This is a genomic window from Psychrobacter sp. H29, from assembly GCF_059073055.1.
In genome coordinates, this window is sequence record NZ_JCACRY010000001.1 from 2211584 (window position 1) to 2228970 (window position 17387).

General features: G+C 46.1%; 11 protein-coding genes. 2 read left to right on the forward strand and 9 right to left on the reverse strand.

Features of this window, described 5'->3' with window-relative positions; all coding sequences use genetic code 11:
- Positions 1 to 225 precede the first annotated feature (225 nt).
- A complete protein-coding gene (purL, locus tag AC5JP1_RS08945) occupies positions 226 to 4236 on the reverse strand; it encodes a phosphoribosylformylglycinamidine synthase (protein WP_319051216.1) in 4011 nt (1336 codons plus the stop codon).
- Positions 4237 to 4622: 386 nt separating this feature from the next.
- On the opposite strand from purL, the gene AC5JP1_RS08950 reads away from it, so the two are divergent.
- Positions 4623 to 5117 (forward strand): pyridoxamine 5'-phosphate oxidase family protein, encoded by a 495-nt coding sequence (locus AC5JP1_RS08950; RefSeq protein ID WP_319051217.1) that lies wholly within the window; start codon positions 4623 to 4625, stop codon positions 5115 to 5117.
- Between the two features lie 389 nt (positions 5118 to 5506).
- Entirely contained in the window at positions 5507 to 6001 is a 495-nt protein-coding gene (locus AC5JP1_RS08955) for a pyridoxamine 5'-phosphate oxidase family protein (RefSeq protein ID WP_493843869.1), read from the forward strand.
- Positions 6002 to 6097: 96 nt separating this feature from the next.
- On the opposite strand, the gene pgsA is transcribed toward AC5JP1_RS08955, so the two are convergent.
- The 8 genes from pgsA to AC5JP1_RS08995 form a co-directional block, all read right to left on the reverse strand.
- Positions 6098 to 6778, reverse strand: a complete 681-nt coding sequence (gene pgsA, locus AC5JP1_RS08960) for a CDP-diacylglycerol--glycerol-3-phosphate 3-phosphatidyltransferase (RefSeq protein WP_493843870.1) — start codon at positions 6776 to 6778, stop codon at positions 6098 to 6100.
- 699 nt (positions 6779 to 7477) lie between these two features.
- Positions 7478 to 8680: an NAD(P)/FAD-dependent oxidoreductase gene (locus AC5JP1_RS08965; protein WP_493843871.1), complete on the reverse strand. Its 1203-nt coding sequence runs from the start codon at positions 8678 to 8680 to the stop codon at positions 7478 to 7480.
- 260 nt (positions 8681 to 8940) lie between these two features.
- A complete protein-coding gene (gene acs / locus AC5JP1_RS08970; protein WP_493843872.1) occupies positions 8941 to 10902 on the reverse strand; it encodes an acetate--CoA ligase in 1962 nt (653 codons plus the stop codon).
- Positions 10903 to 11327: 425 nt separating this feature from the next.
- Positions 11328 to 12560 carry an ABC transporter substrate-binding protein gene (locus AC5JP1_RS08975; protein WP_443525228.1) on the reverse strand — a complete coding sequence of 411 codons (1233 nt, stop codon included), beginning with the start codon at positions 12558 to 12560 and terminating at the stop codon, positions 11328 to 11330.
- A gap of 87 nt (positions 12561 to 12647) precedes the next feature.
- Positions 12648 to 14633: an AMP-dependent synthetase/ligase gene (locus AC5JP1_RS08980; protein WP_493843873.1), complete on the reverse strand. Its 1986-nt coding sequence runs from the start codon at positions 14631 to 14633 to the stop codon at positions 12648 to 12650.
- 5 nt (positions 14634 to 14638) lie between these two features.
- On the reverse strand, positions 14639 to 15481 hold the full coding sequence (locus tag AC5JP1_RS08985; protein ID WP_443525225.1) for an ABC transporter ATP-binding protein: 843 nt from the start codon (positions 15479 to 15481) through the stop codon (positions 14639 to 14641).
- The gene (locus AC5JP1_RS08990) at positions 15481 to 16248 is read right to left on the reverse strand and encodes an ABC transporter ATP-binding protein (protein WP_319051224.1); all 768 of its coding nucleotides are present in this window, start codon (positions 16246 to 16248) and stop codon (positions 15481 to 15483) included. Before AC5JP1_RS08990 ends, AC5JP1_RS08985 begins: the two co-directional genes overlap by 1 nt.
- Positions 16245 to 17342, reverse strand: a complete 1098-nt coding sequence (locus AC5JP1_RS08995; RefSeq protein ID WP_493843874.1) for a branched-chain amino acid ABC transporter permease — start codon at positions 17340 to 17342, stop codon at positions 16245 to 16247. The genes AC5JP1_RS08990 and AC5JP1_RS08995 overlap by 4 nt, the downstream gene beginning before the upstream one ends.
- Between the last annotated feature and the right edge of the window lie 45 nt (positions 17343 to 17387).

Genomic DNA, 17387 nt, shown 5'->3' on the forward strand with positions numbered 1-17387 from the left:
GGTTGGTCACTGGGCTGCGCAGGCGTGGCTAGAAGTGGTCGCTCGAATGTTGGAACGCCTCTAGTCTTAGCCACCGCCCCAGTGGACGACCAAGATAGTAGCGAAAAGCAGGATCAGCTCTCCTACTTTAAAAACCCAAACCCCAAACACAAAAAAGGTGAGCATTACGCTCACCTTTTCATTCTAAAAAACAGTTATCTACAATATTATCTAAACCAACTTAGCCTATCTAAACCAAGCACGAGCGTTACGGAACATACGCATCCACGCGCCGTCCTCATCCCATTCTTCTGGTTTCCAGCTGTGGTTATACGCTTTTAGGTTACGCTCAGGATGCGGCATCATGATAGTGACGCGACCATCGGTGCTACACAGACCCGTGACTCCGCCGAGCGAACCGTTTGGATTGAGCGGATACGTCTCAGTTGGATGACCTTGGCTATCGACATAACGCATCGCCAGCTGACCGTGGTTTGCCATACCGTCGATCTCGGTATTGTTCAGCGTCGCATAGCCTTCACCATGCGCCACAGCGATTGGCAAGATGCTGTCTTGCATCCCTTTGAACAGGATAGACTTGGTACGCTCAACTTTTACGTTGACGGTACGCGCTTCAAAACGAGCGGATTTATTTGCGACGAAACGTGGGAAGTTTTCTGCACCTGGGATGAGGTCTTTTAACTGCGCCATCATCTGACAACCGTTACAGACACCCAAGCTAAAGGTATCAGGACGGGCAAAGAAGCGGACAAACTGCATGCGTAGCTCGTCATGGAACAAAATAGAGTTCGCCCAGCCTGAGCCTGCGCCGAGTACGTCACCATAACTAAAGCCACCACAAGCGACCAGACCATCGAAGTCACGTAGATTGATACGGCCACTGAGTAGATCGCTCATGTGTACATCGACTGCTTCAAAGCCCGCTTGGGTAAAGCCTGCTGCCATCTCTGTCTGACCATTGACGCCTTGCTCGCGGAGAATTGCGACTCTTGGCTTCTCTTTGCGGCTAGCCAAGTACGGTTCTTCAACTTTTTGATTGAGATCAAAGTTTGGCGCAGCGATCAGGCCTTTATGGCTCGCGTCGCTAATCAAGTCATACTCTTGCTGTACGCACGCTGGATTATCACGGCGACGCGCGATCTGATAGCTGACCTGCGTCCATGCTTGCTGCAATTCAGTACGGCTAAAGCGTAGCGTGTCATCACCCATAAGCGTTGGCGTTTGAATTAGTAAGCTATCTTCTTCCGAGCTTTGACCAACGAGGCTGAGCATATCGCTAACGTTAAACTCTTCTGCCAACTGCATGAGAGCGGCGACGTTTTCTGGTAGTACTTGAATGACTGCACCCAGCTCTTCACTGAACAGCTGACCGAGTAAGTTGTCGTCATCTAATGACAGCTTGATACCTTGACGGCTGGTGAACTGCATTTCAGCGATAGTCGCTAGTAGACCACCATCACCGATATCGTGATAGGCACTGATGATGCCTTGCGCGTTGCCTGCTTGGACAAAGTTAAAGAAGTCGATTAAGTCGCTTGGCTGTGCTAGATCTGGGCAATCGTTACCCAATTGGCTCAGCGTTTGCGCAAGGATTGAACCGCCTAGACGCAATTTGCCTTTTGACAAGTCAATACGGTAGAACGCGCTATCGCCATTAATTAGCTCAGGGGTTAGCATTTTTGCCACATCAACCACAGGGGCAAAGGCAGTAATCACCAAACTCATTGGCGACACGACTGATTTATCCGTATCACCTTCTTCACTGCTGTCAGTCCAGTTCGCACGCATCGATAGCGAGTCTTTACCGACTGGGATAGCAATACCCAGTGCTGGGCATAGCTCTTCACCGACGGCATGTACCGCGTCAAATAATGCAGCATCCTCGGCGTCATCACCGCATGCTGCCATCCAGTTCGCTGACATGGTGATATCAGACAGCTGAGCAATACGCGCACCAGCGATGTTAGTAATTGCTTCACCCACTGCTAAACGCGCAGAAGCTTTTGGACTGATAAGCGCTACTGGTGTACGCTCACCGATACTCATGGCCTCGCCGCTCATCACCTGACCATCAAGCGCGACCAAGCCTGACGCTGTTACCGCACAATCTGCCACGGGCACTTGATAGCGACCCACATACTGATCACGCACGACCATACCCGTGATAGAACGATCACCGATGCTGATCAAGAATGATTTACTAGCGACGGTTGGATGACGCAATACGTCTTTGATAGACTCAGCTAAATTAACATCGCCAAGCGCTAATGCTGGCAACGTGCCATCAGTACGCTCAAAGCTACGCTTCATCTTTGGCGTGCCACCGAGCAATACTTGCATCGGCATATCGACAGGCTGCTCATCTAGCAGCGAATCGTTAACCACCAATTGACGCACATCCGTAGCTGTACCCAAGATGGCATACGGGCAGCGCTCACGCGCGCAGATCGCATCAAACTGGGCTTCGCTATCTGGGCGAATCGCGAGGACATAACGCTCTTGAGCTTCGTTTGACCAGATGGCCATTGGCGACATGCCCGCTTCTAACGATGGAACGTTACGCAGGTTCAGTACCGCTCCCATCTCGTGGTCATTGACCAGCTCTGGCATTGCATTAGAGATGCCGCCCGCGCCCACATCATGCAATGACACGATAGGGTTACCGTCTTTGCCATTATTGCTCGCATCGACATCATTACCGGCTAGTGCCCAGCAGCGATCCATCACTTCTTGGCAACGACGCTCCATCTCAGCGTTGTCACGCTGGACTGAAGCAAAATCCAAACCTTCATCAAGGTCACCGCTATCGACCGACGATGCTGCACCGCCGCCCAAACCGATTTGCATCGCAGGACCACCAAGGACGATGAGTAAGTCACCTTGTTGAATGGTGTTTTTTTCAATGAGGTTGCGTTTGATATTGCCGTAACCACCTGCCAGCATGATTGGCTTATGATAGCCACGCATCTCGCTACCGTCTTTTGCCGCTGACGTATCTAGCTGAAAGCTACGGAAATAACCACACAGATTAGGACGACCAAACTCATTCGAGAAGTTGGCACTACCTAATGGCGCTTCGGTCATAATCTCAAGGCTGGTTGCCATACGATCTGGCGTGCCATAGTCTTGCGTGCTCAGTTGACCTGACTGTTCCCATTTCTCAGCCAGCTCAGGGATATGCAAATGTGATACGTGAAAACCTGTTAGACCACCTTTTGGCTTACCGCCGCGACCTGTTGCGCCTTCATCACGAATCTCACCACCAGCACCTGTCGCTGCACCAGAGTACGGTGCAATCGCTGTTGGGTGGTTGTGCGTCTCAACTTTCATCAGGATATCGATTTCTTCTTGATGGAAATCATAAGGATGAGCAGAATTTACATCCATAGCGTCGGTCGGGATAGGATAAAAACGCATACCATTAGCGCCTGCCATGACCGCAGCGTTGTCTTTATAGGCAGATAAGATGCCTTGTGGATTAGACTGGTAGGTGTTCTTGATCATTTGGAACAGTGATTTGGGTTGTACCTCACCATCGACGGTCCACTGGGCATTGAAAATCTTATGACGGCAATGCTCTGAGTTTGCCTGTGCAAACATCATCAGCTCAACGTCCGTTGGATTGCGTTTTAGTTCATTGACGTACGCATTCATCAGGTAATCGATATCTTCACTTGATAAGGCAAAGCCAAACTCGGTATTGGCTGACTCTAGCGCTGCCTGACCTTGTCCAATGACGTCGATATGATTCAATGATGCTGGCGCTTGATCATCAAACAATTTGCTGACATCGCTCAAGTCATAAACCAGGCTCTGGGTCATACGATCAAACAATAACTGCTCGGCATCTACTGGTAGTTTTTCGCCTGCTTCACCGTCTATTTTTTTATCGAGGGTCAACGTATAAACAACGACACGCTCAACGCGGTTGATCTCGATTTCACAGTTATTAAAGATATCGGTTGCTTTACTTGCCCATGGTGAGATGGTGCCGAAACGTGGCCCAACGATGACTTGATGTTGGTTTTCTTGCGGCGCAGCTAGCGTTGTTGATGAGTCAACCGCAAGTAGATCTAGCGCTTTTTTATGCTCATCACCCGATAGCTCTCGTGATAGCACATAGACTTGCTGAGTACTTATTTGACTGACATTTAGCTCGGTTTTTTGCTGGAACTGACTGATGAGTTGCTGCGTCTGAAAATCGGTAAGAAACGGTTGTCCGGCGATGGTCATCATAAAGGCATAATCCGTAAGATCAAGGCATCTCTGCCATGCTAAGTAAATGGTCTGGGTATTATAACAAGAAGACCTATAATAAGCAGGTCTAAACCAAGATAAATTGCTGATAAGTTGTGCGCTACTGCTATCGAATAATTGCAGAATAATAAGCTTGTGCCATGATGTATTCACTACCCTTCTAATGCTGTACTGGACAAACAAAAGTGAAAAATACACAGCGTCACACTTTTTACCTAACCCTCATACTCCTTACAAACACTCACATCGCATTACTGGGCACCTATATAAATGTATGGGTACAACTCGGTATTCTAAATCCAGATAAAAACTAAAACGTGTAATCAAAACGTTTCACTATAATTCTAAAGTAAAAGGGATATCCTATGAGCAAGCAAGACCAAATTGATAAAATCCAAAACGTCATTAAAGATGTAAAGTTTGCAATGCTGAGCACTGTTAATAGCAAAGGCGATGTACACGCTTGGCCAATGACAACCAGCGAAGCGAGCATCGGTGGCAAAGAGATTTGGTTCATCGGTGACAAAACATCAGACATAGTAAAAGACATCCAGAATAACGAAAAAGTCGGTCTATCTTATGCTTCTCAAGATGAGAAAGACTATGTCTCTGTAAGTGCCAATGCAGAACTGCCAACGGACAAAAATAAGTTAGAAGAGCTTTGGTCACCAGTCTACAATGCGTTTTTTGAACATGGTAAAGAAGATCCAAATGTACAGCTAATCAAAGTCGTACCACATGGTGTTGAGTGCTGGTTAGGCGGTAGTTCTACTATTAATATGTTCAAGATGGCAGCAGCAGCATTACAAGATGGCAAAACAGCTGAAGACATCGGCGAACAGTTCGAAGTATCGCTATAAGTTACAGTTTATAAGTATTAGATAAGACGATTATTTGATAATCGGATATTTAATAATCTAAAACGTCAGTAAGCATCTGCTTATTGGCGTTTTTTAGTAGGTACTGTAGCAGTAGCCAGATCGATTGCTGCACGGTGATCAGCCCTTACAAACCATCACAGAGTATTACAGATCGACTGTATCGTCGCATTGAACAATATCGTTATATTAACTGTGGTTGCGCTGATAATAGTTGTTACGATCATTGGTTTGATTACAGGCATCAACTGGTGCTGATCAACTAACAATGATAGTGCCTATCTGGTAATACAAAGATTATTTTTTATCAGATAGCTTTTATCTCGCACCCTCATTTTATTATAAAAATTAAATAGTAAAGGATAACTATTATGAATAAGCAAGAACAGCTAGACACCCTCCAAGCTATGGTAAAAGACATCAAATACACGATGATGACTACTCGCACCAGCGAAAACCACCTGCATTCCTGCCCGATGAACACTACCGAAACAGGTTTTGGTGCCAAAGAGATTTGGTTCATCGCTCATAATCCGTCTGAGACCGTTGATAACATCAACAACGATGCACAAGTCAATCTGGCCTATGTCAGTCAAGACAATAAAAAATACCTGTCTATCACGGGTAAAGCTGAGCTGGTAGATGACAAAGATAAGTTAGATGAGCTGTGGTCAGTAACTTATAACGCTTACTTTGAGAAAGGTAAAGAGGACCCAACAGTACAGCTGATCAAAGTCATCCCTCATGGCGCTGAATACTGGGCAAACGGTAATGCTATCGCTAGTGCTGTGAAGATGACAGCTGCAGCGGTGACGGATACCGCTATTGAAAAAAGCTTAGGTGAGAACTTTTCTATAGAACTATAGTATGTTACACATCAAAAATTTGAACACAAAAAAACGCCAGTGGCAGTAGCGACTGGCGTTTTTTATTAGTGACGGCTCTCAATACTAGCTACTTTACTAGCCGCTTTGTTTTAAATAAGGCCATGCCGCTTTTAGATAAATCATCATTGACCATAATGTCAATATCACAGCGGCCACCATCAAAACATAACCAATCGTCTCAAGCGACTCCCAATTTAACAACAGCACCGTAATGGCAACCATCTGAAAGGTCGTCTTTAGCTTGCCAACGTAAGACACCGCAACGCTGGTGCTTTTGCCGAGCTCTGCCATCCACTCACGTAGCGCAGATACCGCGATCTCACGTGAGATAATGACGATAGCGGCGATTGCCATAATGATATTAGGGTGCCACTGTACAAGCACAATCAATGCGACCGCTACCATGAGCTTGTCAGCCACAGGATCTAAAAAACGCCCAAATGCTGACATGACGTTTAGTTTACGAGCAAAGTAGCCATCGAGCCAATCAGTAATCGCCGCAATAACAAAGACACCGGTCAAAAGTAAGTGGCGCAGCAAACTATCGCTAAACTCGCTCATCCCTACTCGGGCAATAACATTGTCTGAGATTGCCGGCATACCGATACCCATAGCAGGTGGCCAGTAGGCAATTGCAACAAACAGCGGAATCATCAAGATACGAGCAATCGTAAGATTGTTGGGCAAGTTAAAAATACTCTTAGTATTTTGCGAACTTGACGGCTCCTGCGTGTGCAAATGCGTGCTCTCAGTCATGGCAAACCCAGTTCAATATAGACATAATAATGGCAGATAGCTTAGCATTTTTCGGACAAGACGTCATGCCATCTCTTCAGCGATTGAGTGATCAAAACTATCTAGATCAGATATTTGGGGCCCTAGATACTTAACTTATTGAAAGCATTGAACGTTAAAAGCATTGAACACTTTGATCACTAACTTTTAACCCCAACCGTAGAGACCTTTTCATTTATTTAATCGCTTACCGTTTAGAAGCCCTTTAAACGACAATGGCTCAAATGCTAACTACTTAAAACGTGTGCAACTGTTCTAGCAGTCAGAGGTTATCTTCAGACAAATAGTTTGAGATTTTTAAAACGTAATATACTGTAACCAAAACCGCCCAACCATAATCAATTAGGTTATGATAGCAGCTGCAATAAAACACTTGTACACTCAAAAATAAGTCTATCTTGCCTTTTTATATGAATCATTATGACTATGATAAATGACAATATAGAGAACTAATAACTACAATAAATCATGACCACGGAATATGTAGCTTACCTACCTACACAGCCCGTTTTCCTCAGCCCGCAGTATCTCCTCTGTGGGCCTTTTTTTTGTCTCTGAACTTCTCGCTTGCACTGTCTTTATCTAACTCAGATTGAATGAGTGACTGATCTGGTTACTGCTTGGTTTGATATGTCTATAATTCAAAAAAATTAATATCTACTACGCTTGTTGCGCTTGCCCAATGGTCTGAGCGGTTTGTAGTGCTGCTTGGTAGCAGCTCTCGATGTTCCCTTTTGTACACCAGTCACCGCTGACTATCCATTGTTTGGACTCATCTACTAGGATGCCTAATGCTTTCGTATCCGTATCTACTATAGTTGCTGCATAGCGCCAGCGATGACAATCTGTCTGGCTAGGGGCGCTATTCTCATCCCAGCCCAATGCCTGCTTGGCTGCCTGTAATAATTGCTCTTTGACCGCCTCGATATCATCATCGACATGTATCTGCGACCAGTCATTGCGTGCATGAATCGTGATACTTGGTAGTAGTCCATCATGTCCAGGCTTATGATGTTCGATAAATATTCTATCGAGTACAGTGCTATTTACGTAAGCAACATCCCATTGTGGTGCCAACTGATTGTTTAGTGTTTCAGGCAACGGCTGGGAGTCATCCCAACCGAGCATCAGCGTGTAGCACGCCTGCATCTTTGGTTCAGTAATGTTATCTTGCTGACTAAACCCGCTCCCTGCCATGAGCTCTACCGCCTGACCATTCGGTGCAGTACAGATTACCCAATCAAACCAGCCAAGACTAGCCCCAGTCTCATCGAAGAGCTCAGTTTGCTTTTCGTTTTGATGCTTTTCATTTTTATGTTGAGTCGGGCTTTGGGTAAACTGAGCAAGTGGTGCTACACGAGTTTTGAATACTATGTCTGTGTGTTTGAGTGCAGCCGCTAACTCACGTCCCCAGCTGGTCATCTTTGGTGCGCTGATATAGCGTGCATGGACGGTATCCCATTGTTCCTTGCTTTTGATATCAGGCGATTGAGCATTGTTGTGCTGTGATTCAGATGCTGGCGTCAGCTCAGCCACTTTGGCACACCATGGCTGTAACAGCCGCGTCTCTAACCAAGGAGCGACAAACGCTTGGAAGCGCGTGGTCTTTGCTGTAAAGAACTGCGCACCAAATGCCCATTGCCAGTTTTTGCTTGTATCACTATCAGTACGATAACGCGTTGCTAGGCGCCCCACACTACGTGACTTTTCAAAGATAGTGATGTGCGGTATGAGTGCGTGATTATCGTTCTGGCTTGATTCGCGTTCTAATAGTGTCGCAGTTATCAGCCCTGTCAGACCACCGCCGATGATCGCTATTTTTGGTGATAGGGTATCTGTTGAAATCGAAACATATTCCGTCATAATGGCCGTAAACCTTATAGAGTCTTTGTGAGTCGCTATCATAGCCACTCTGTGAATCACATTGTCGTATGTGTAGTCATGATATTGTCGCTTAGACGTATTGAACCTTCAAAACATCTCAATATCAATATCGTCTACGTAAAAAAGCCACGCTATTCACGATAGCATGGCTTTTTTGGTGTTTGTTTAAGGTGTACAAGCGAGCCCTAAAGGTCAGTTTTGCACGTCTTCCTCTGGCAAAAACCAACCCATCAACGACTTTACTCTCCGCGACCAGCTTTGACCTGTTCAACCAGATCATTAATCACTGAGCTGTCTGCTAGTGTAGATAAGTCACCCAGTCCAACATACTGCCCTTCTGCTAGTTTACGCAAAATACGGCGCATGATCTTTCCTGAGCGGGTTTTTGGTAGTGCCTCAACCATATAGATGGCATCTAAAGTTGCAATCGGCCCGATCTCAGCACGTACATGACGTTTGAGCTCTGCTTTTAGATCATCTGTTGCTTCTTCGCCTGATTTTAAAATAATGAAGGCACAGATACCTGTACCCCGTATCTCATGCGGCATACCGACAATCGCAGCTTCGGCAGTAGCTGGATGAGCAACCAACGCACTCTCAATCTCTGCTGTACCCAAGCGATGCCCTGCGACGTTAAGGACGTCATCGACACGTCCCGTAATCCAGTAATGCCCGTCTTCATCGCGCTGGGCACCATCACCTGTGAAGTAATGACCTGGGTAATCGCTAAAATATGTCTTTAAGAAGCGTGGATGGTCATTATAAATCGTCCGCATCTGTCCTGGCCAACCACTACTGATGACCAAGTTGCCTTCTGCTGCGCCTTCCATTATTGCGCCGTCAGCATTGACGACTTGTGGCTTAACACCATATAGCGGCGTCATTGCGGCACCTGGCTTTAAATCAACCGTCCCTGGTATTGGCGCCATTAGGATACCTCCTGTCTCGGTCTGCCACCATGTATCAACGATTGGACATTTACTATCACCGACGACATTATAGTACCAGTCCCATGCTTCTGGATTTATCGGCTCACCGACCGAACCTAGCAAGCGTAAACTTGAGCGATCCGACTCACGTACAAAGGCATCGCCTTCTTTCATCATCGCTCGGATAGCGGTTGGCGCAGTATATAGAATAGTAATGTCATGCTTGTCAATGATGTGTCCGATACGCGCCCAAGTTGGATGCTCTGGTACCCCTTCAAACATAACCGTGGTTGTGCCGTTAGCGAGCGGTGCATACGTGGAGTACGTGTGACCTGTAATCCAGCCGACATCTGCGGTACACCAATACACATCATCTTCTTTGACATCGAAGACATCACGGAAGGTAGACAACGCATAAGTAATATAACCCCCTGTGGTATGCACCACACCTTTGGGTTTACCTGTCGAGCCAGAGGTATATAGCAAGAATAATGGATCTTCGGCATTCATCACTTCAGGCTCACAGATCTCTGACTGTCCATCAACGAGATTGTGATACCAGACGTCGCGGCGACCACTCATTGGGATAGAGTTACCTGTACGGTGGACGACGATAACTTTCTCGACACTGTCAGTCCCATCCATTTCTAACGCCTGATCGACATTGGCTTTGAGCGGGGTATGTTTGCCGCCACGTAAGCCTTCATCAGCGGTGATAACGACTTTTGAGCGGCTGTCTATCAAACGATTGCCTAGACTCTCGGCAGAGAAACCACCAAATACCACTGAGTGCACCGCACCAATACGTGCACATGCCAGCATCGAAACCATGGCTTCTGGTATCATTGGCATATATAAGGTGACACGATCACCTTTCCCAACGCCAAGCTTGCGTAGCGAATTACCCAGACGACAAACGGCCTCATGTAATTCTTTGAAAGAAATAATCTTGTGCAATGAAGGGTGATCCCCTTCCCAAATAATAGCAGGCTTATAGGGATTGTCTTCGAGATGGCGATCTAGGCAGTTTACTGAGATATTCAGCTCACCATCTTCAAACCATTTGATATTAAAATCATCGAGATCATAATTGACGTTGCTGATTTTTGTTGGTTTCTTTATCCAGTCAATCAGCTCAGCACGCTGTGCCCAAAACGCATCACTGGCTTCGGTTGATTCGATGGATTGTGCATAGTCTTTGGTGTACTGCTCAGGGGTGGTATTTGCTGCAGCCATGAACTCGGCTGTGATAGGGAATGATTTCTGGGTCATAGTTTTGTCCTTTTAATTGTTATGACCTACACAGATAATCGTCTATGACAACTGTCTATACAGGTAATAAGAGCCATCTTCCATAATGTGTGACACTCAGCGATAGTTTGACAAATAAGCGTGACGGTTGCAAGGCTTCAACCGCCAAACATAACAATTTCGCTGTACAACTATGTACTTGCAGACCAATAGTCTCGTCTTTGTAAATGCTTACCTTGTTCCCTCCTCTTGTTCCTTTAATTGCTTTTGATTGCCTATAAGTGATGACCTATTTTGATATTGAGCTGATATTGAGCAAAACCTTTAGATTTATAAGACTATAAGAAACCATTAAGACAAAGGGTAGGATATTAAGCTGTAAACGACACAAGCCATACATAAGTATGACTTGCTGTTATCAATATTTAACTATGTATAGTACGTACTTATTTTAGCTGAGTGACGGTTTTCCATGCACCACTGTTCACTTGTGACAAATAAACATCGTTAATCGCAACATGGCTCTCAGGTGTGATAGCGACCGTAGATCCTGTCACGCCATCAACAAAACTAACTGTCTCTAGACCCGCATTGAATGTATCGGCATTCAAATCAGGACCTGCAGCTTTTAGTCCATCAACGGTGATTCTTGCAGCAACATGACCGATGATCGCGCCTGCTGATACGTCTTCACCAGTGGCTTTTTTGAACTTATCAACGAACGCTTTGGTTTCAGGCTCATTGGCTCTTAATGCCAAATCATTGTAGTAAGAGACCGCATACAGACCTTCACTTGCACCGCCTGGCGCTGCAGCAACTGCCGGATGGAACCCTGTTGCAGGCGCGATAAACTTCACATCGCTCCAGCCCATTGCGTTTGCCGTACCGACAGCCGTGATAGCGCCTCGGATGGTGAGAGATAACGCAATCAAATCACAGTTGGATTCTTTTAGTTTAGCAATTGCCCCTGAGAAATCTGTCTCATCTGGACGATGTGAGCTGGAGGCAACCAAAGTGACATTAGGATTATTATCACTGATGTCCTTTGCCGCTGCATTGGTCTCCTCACCATAATCCGATGGGATATACATGACGCATAGGTTTTTCACATCGTTTTCAGCGATCAGATACTCCATCCCAAGTTTCATCGAATCGTAATAAGTGCTCCCGATTGTATAACGACGATTTAGCGCGCCCTCTTCTTGCATAGGGGTTGCAAACGTGATCGGCATGACACTAGGGACATTGGCACGATCCATAATAGGGAAACTGGCTAAGTTATGCGGTGTGCCTAACGACATCAACATCGCAAAGACTTTATCGCGGCTCACTAATTTGTTGGCAGCCTGTACTGCCTTTGGCACTTGATAAGAATGGTCTTCGACAATGTAGCGAATCTTTCGACCGTTGACACCGCCTGCAGCATTTACTTCGTCAAAATACATATTGGCCGCAGTGACCGCAGGATTACCAAAACCTGCAAACGGACCTGATAAATCATTTGCACCGCCCAAGACAATTTCGGTATCGGTGACGCCTTGTACTGGTATATCACTCGTAGAAGCTGTCGCTTCGGCATCAGTGCCAGTTGCTGATGTGGTTTCTGGATTATTACACCCAACCAAACCTATCGTCCCAACTGTCAATGCCAGTAGCGTCGTTTTGAATGTCCATCTCATTGCCTATCTCCTTGCGACTGAGTCGCTGTCAGTTTGATGTTACGGTAAATTTGATAGCACTGATCTATACCAACTGTCCGTGTGTAATCAGTACATAGACTCGATTAACGCTTGATGTTTTTTCTCAACCAGATTTCTTTTTAATTTCATAGTTGCTGTCAGCTCATCATCTTCAGGACTGAGTAACACGTCTATTAGTCGGAACCTTTTTATGGTTTCGACTTGTGCTAGGGTCGCATTGGCAGACTGAACCACATTATCTATCAAGGCGATTACTTCAGGCGCGTGACACAATGAGCGAAAATCAGAGAACATCACTTGATTGTCTTGGGCATATTTTTCTACGTTTTCTTGATCTATCATGATAAGACAAGTGAGGTACTTACGCTTATCGCCAATGACGACCGCGTCTGAGATATAAGGTGAAAACTTGAGCTTACTTTCTATGGCGGCTGGGGTAACGTTCTTACCACCTGCTGTGATGATGATGTCTTTGATACGGCCTGTGATAAATATATAGCCATCTCTTATCTCGCCCACATCACCTGTATGTAGCCAGCCGTCACGTAAGTCATCAGCGGTTTTTTCGGGCTTGTTCCAGTACCCTGCAAACACATTGCCACCTTTTAGTAATATCTCGCCATTATCAGCGATGCGAACTTGAGAGTGTGGTAAGGGTTTACCGACGCTACCGACCATTTGGGCATCTTGAGTATTCATGGATATCACGCCTGTACTTTCAGTCATGCCGTAGCCCTCATAGATAGGCACACCTATCGCATGAAACCAACGAATAATATCCAATGATATTGGGGCAGCACCAGTAGTAGCACGGCGAACATTGGTCATTCCGATAAGATCGCGAATCTTACGCAATACCAGCTTGTCCCAAAACTCGTAACGAAGCCGTTGACCAGCCGTAGGCGTTTTCCCTGCCATAATCGTGTCAGCATGGTCATGACCCGCTTTTATGGCTTGATCAAATGCCCAGCCATTAAACACACTGGCATCGCTACGCATATTACTGATAGAGGCGTACATTTTTTCCCATAGCCTTGGAACAGCCGTAAAGGTATTGGGCGATACTTCTTTCATGTTTTCGAATACGGTCTCGGTACTCTCCGCAAAGTTGACGATACAGCCTCTATGAATGGGGACATCTACCGACACCACACGCTCTAGTACATGGCATAAGGGCAGGAAACATAACTGCTCATCAGTAGGTAGAACCTCGATGACCTCGGTGGTTGTCTTTAGCCCGAACATGACGTTGGCATGCGTTAAAATGGCGCCTTTTGGATCACCAGTCGTGCCTGACGTGTAGATCAGTGTGCGTATGTCATTCGCGGTGCTTTGGTCAATATATCTGCCAAAACGCTCTAGAGAATTGTCAACACTTTGACCAAGCGCGTACAGCTCATCCAAAAAGATAACCTGTTCATCTTCTAGGCTACGTAGACCTTTGCGCTCAAAGACGATGACTTTTTTGAGCATCGGTGTCCGCTCACGTATCTCTAAAAACTTATGAAGCTGCTCATCGTTTTCAACGATCAAAAATTTAGATTGACTGTCATTGAGTATATAGGCGAGCTGATCTGGACTGTCTGTGGTATAAACGCCATTGGGTATACCGCCTACAGCGCAGATACCCATATCGCAATAGAGCCACTCTTTATTGTCTTCACTCAAGATAGAAACCGTGTCCCCTTTGGTCAGACCTAGCTCAATAAGTGCCATGCCGATATCACAGCCGCGATGATAGTAATCAAGCCAGCTATAACTTTGCCAAATACCAAAGGCTTTTTCGCGATGGGCGATTTTTTCTCCTCGGCTCAGGCACATCTGTCGCCAGAGCTTACTTAAGGTATCGCAGCCTTCTAGGACCTGCAGCTCATGGTCATAAGGCGCATTACGTATCTTGCGGCTGTTATTGTGGTCGTTACTATGGCTGTTATTGAGCGTAGAAGACTCCATATGAGCCGATGCTTGCGCTACAGAGACGCTCTCAGTGACTGCTGTATCAGCAGTAGCGGGATAGGTCACATCAATCGAATTATCAGTAGAATTAGTCATGAGTATTATCGCCAAGTCTTTTTGCGTTTCCACCGAGTGGCTTCCGCTGTATTGTCTTTGGTTTGTCCGAGGTAGAACTCTTTAATATCATCAGAGTGCATCAGCTTGTCTGCTGAGCCTGCCATGACGATACGTCCCGTTTCTAACACATACCCATAATCCGCAGCAGCGAGCGCGACTCTTGCGTTTTGTTCAACCAGTAAGATTGTCACGCCCTGCTCTTTGTTCAATCTGCGAATGATGGCAAATATCTCTTGTACCAGAAGTGGTGACAGACCAAGCGACGGCTCATCGAGTAGCATTAGTGAAGGACGTGACATCAGTCCGCGACCGATCGCCAGCATCTGCTGCTGACCTCCAGACATCGTACCAGCAGCCTGCGTGCGGCGGTCTTTGAGTATGGGAAAATACTCGTATATCATCTCAACATCACGCTCAATCTCAGACTTATCACGGCGAGTATAAGCGCCCATTGCTAGGTTTTCGGCAACATTCAAGAAAGGGAAAACCTCTCGGCCTTCTGGCACATGTGATAGACCTTTCTTTACTAACCGATCAGGTTCAGTGCCATCGATACGCTCACCGTGGAACCATACCGCGCCTTTACGTGGATTGATAACCCCAGAGATGGTCTTCATAAGCGTGGTTTTACCCGCGCCATTAGCGCCTAAAATTGTGACTACTTTACCTTCTGGTACCTCAAGGCTTACGCCCCTTAATGCCATGACAGGGCCATAGGCAGATTCTAGGTTACGTACCTCTAGCATGTTGTTCTTTACTTCAGAATCTACTAAATTCATCTCAGTTGCTGGCGCTGCAGATGACAGTGATTTTTTAATTGGTTTCATCACACGCTCTCCTGCCCAAGATAGGCCTCGATGACTTGTGGATTGGCTTGAACCTCAGCTGCCGTGCCCTGCGCCAAAAACTTACCTTCAGCGACGGCCAAGACACGATCTGATACTCGGTTGACTAGGCTCATGTCATGCTCGACCATCAATATCGTCAAACCCAAGTCTTTTTGCATATCCTCAATCCACCATGCCATCTCGGACGTCTCCTCTACACTGAGACCGGATGCGGGCTCATCGAGCAAAATAAGCTTGGGATTGGCCGCAAGCGCGCGAGCAATTTCAACGACTTTTCTAATACCATAAGGCAAGCCTGCAATCAGCTGATCTCGATAAGGCGCAAGCTCCAAGAAGTCTATAATTTTCTCAACGTGCATACGATGCTCGCGCTCACTGCGGCGCACCTTTGGTGAAAACAGCAAGTCCTGTATCCATGAGGTGCTACGCTGAGAGTGGCGACCAATGAGTAGATTCTGTAGCACACTAGAGTGATCAAACAGCTCGATATTCTGAAACGTGCGTGCAATGCCTAGTTTGGCAATATCATGAGCAGGCAGTTCGGTGATGTCCGTACCATCAAAAGTAATACGACCACTAAGCGGCTCATACAAGCGACTGATTAAGTTAAAAATAGTCGACTTGCCCGCGCCGTTAGGTCCTACGATCGTAAATACTTCACCTTCGTTCACCTCAAAACTAATGTTATCAACGGCTTTTACACCGCCAAACGCGATAGATAACGACTCTACTTGTAATAGGCTCATCGCATACGCTCCGTTTTTAGATAGGTTTTGGAACGGCGGAACAGACCTTTTCGATACAGCGGAAACATATTGAACCAAGTGCGTATCTTAATCCACATACCGTATATACCGCGCGGCTCATAAATGATCATAATGACGATAACCAAAGCAAATAATGCGGTATCAATACCAGGAATATTGGTGATACTAGCGCCCGTACTTTGCCCGATGACGTCACCTAAGATTGCAATAACTTGCGGTAATAAGACGACAACCACTGCACCAAAAAACGCACCGTGTATAGACCCTAAACCACCGATGACAATTTGCAGCAGTATGGTGATGGAGATAACGACAGTAAAACTCTCATAGTTAACCGCTTGCACGAAATGCCCGTACATCGCGCCGCCGACCGCTGTAATCGCACAAGACAAGCTAAAAGCTAACGTTTTGGCTTGTGGCACATTGACACCAAGCGCACGGGCAGAGACCTCACTGTCTCTAATGGCCAAAAACGAGCGTCCAGTATTACTTCTGAGTAGATTGATATAACCAAAGGTAATCAGGATCACTAGTGCCAAGCATAAGTAATAAAAGGCTTTTGGTGTGATGTAGCGATCGATGGTATAGCCAAAGAGATTGATGGGAGACGCGAAGGTACCAGAGATACCACCGGTAATCGGCTCAGCTACGATAGCAATATCTTCGATGATAATACTAAGCGCCAAGGTAGCAATGGCTAAGTAAATACCACTGGTTCTCAAGATCGGCCGAGCAATCATCGCGCCAATGACACCTGTAATAACTGCACAGGCGATCAAAGCTGGAAAAAAGTTCCAACCTCGACTCATCAGTGCCAGATGGCTAAAGGCGCCTATCGCCATAAAGGCGGCATGACCCAGGCTGACTTGACCGGTATGGCCCGTCAAAAGCATGAGACCGAGTCCTGATATGGACCAAATCAATATGGCACTGAGCTCACTAATATAATAGTTGCTGAGCAACCAAGGTGCCATTAGGAGTAGTAAGAGAAGCACGCCGTATTTTATAAGCTGGCGTTTATCGTCGAAGACATTGATGTCTTGATCGTAGCTGTGTTTAAACTGGGCTTTCATTGACAGTACTCTTCCTTGAAATTGTTTAGAGAAAGCTTTGTCATC

What these genes read in the sequence shown, in the direction of transcription:
- acs (WP_493843872.1), bottom strand. Translation starts at nt 10,902, where the DNA reads ATGACCCAGAAATCATTCCCTATCACAGCCGAGTTCATGGCTGCAGCA.
- pgsA (WP_493843870.1), bottom strand. Translation starts at nt 6,778, where the DNA reads ATGACTGAGAGCACGCATTTGCACACGCAGGAGCCGTCAAGTTCGCAA.
- AC5JP1_RS08995 (WP_493843874.1), bottom strand. Translation starts at nt 17,342, where the DNA reads ATGAAAGCCCAGTTTAAACACAGCTACGATCAAGACATCAATGTCTTC.
- AC5JP1_RS08980 (WP_493843873.1), bottom strand. Translation starts at nt 14,633, where the DNA reads ATGACTAATTCTACTGATAATTCGATTGATGTGACCTATCCCGCTACT.
- AC5JP1_RS08990 (WP_319051224.1), bottom strand. Translation starts at nt 16,248, where the DNA reads ATGAGCCTATTACAAGTAGAGTCGTTATCTATCGCGTTTGGCGGTGTA.
- AC5JP1_RS08965 (WP_493843871.1), bottom strand. Translation starts at nt 8,680, where the DNA reads ATGACGGAATATGTTTCGATTTCAACAGATACCCTATCACCAAAAATA.
- AC5JP1_RS08975 (WP_443525228.1), bottom strand. Translation starts at nt 12,560, where the DNA reads ATGAGATGGACATTCAAAACGACGCTACTGGCATTGACAGTTGGGACG.
- purL (WP_319051216.1), bottom strand. Translation starts at nt 4,236, where the DNA reads ATGATGACCATCGCCGGACAACCGTTTCTTACCGATTTTCAGACGCAG.
- AC5JP1_RS08955 (WP_493843869.1), top strand. Translation starts at nt 5,507, where the DNA reads ATGAATAAGCAAGAACAGCTAGACACCCTCCAAGCTATGGTAAAAGAC.
- AC5JP1_RS08950 (WP_319051217.1), top strand. Translation starts at nt 4,623, where the DNA reads ATGAGCAAGCAAGACCAAATTGATAAAATCCAAAACGTCATTAAAGAT.
- AC5JP1_RS08985 (WP_443525225.1), bottom strand. Translation starts at nt 15,481, where the DNA reads ATGAAACCAATTAAAAAATCACTGTCATCTGCAGCGCCAGCAACTGAG.